The 656-nt window shown below is 49.7% G+C and carries 1 protein-coding gene; it reads left to right on the forward strand.

From position 1 onward, the window contains the following. A partial coding sequence (gene yvcK, locus R7093_RS25955; RefSeq protein ID WP_318147111.1) for a uridine diphosphate-N-acetylglucosamine-binding protein YvcK occupies positions 1-656 on the forward strand: 656 nt, incomplete at both ends.

The following is a 656-nucleotide window of genomic DNA, read 5'->3' on the forward strand; positions in this document are numbered from 1 at the left end:
CAACCGACAATGGTGGTTCAACTGGGCGTATTCGTCACTGCCAAGGTGGCATCGCTTGGGGAGACACCAGAAACTGCATCAACCAGCTAATCACTGAACCATCTATCAGTTCGATGATGTTCGAATACCGCTTTAAAGGTACGGGAGAGCTGGACGGCCACAACCTTGGCAATTTGATGCTAACAGCATTGGATAACTTGTCGGTTCGACCGCTGGATGCAATCAATCTGATCCGAAACATGCTTAAGGTTGATGTCAATATTCTGCCAATGTCAGAGCACCCTTCGGATTTGTCTGCACTTTCCGTGAACGGTCAATGGGTAGCAGGAGAAACCAATGTGGATGAGATGGAAACCGACTTACGTCGCTTAGATCTTTCACCAGAAGTTCCAGCCACTAAAGAAGCCGTTACTGCTCTGGCAGAAGCCGATGCAATCATTCTTGGCCCAGGCAGTTTCCTCACCAGTATTATGCCGCCATTGTTATTGCCTGAGCTGGGCAAAGCCATTGCAGCAAACCGAAAAGCGAAGGTGATATTCGTTGCTAACCTCAGCCCTGAATACGGCCCAGCAGGTCGAATGTCGATGGCGCAAAAGCTGGAATGGTGTGAACGTGCGTGCCAAGGACGAAGAATCGATGTCGTCCTTGCCGAAGAA

It is taken from the genome of Vibrio sp. 1580 (assembly GCF_033340055.1).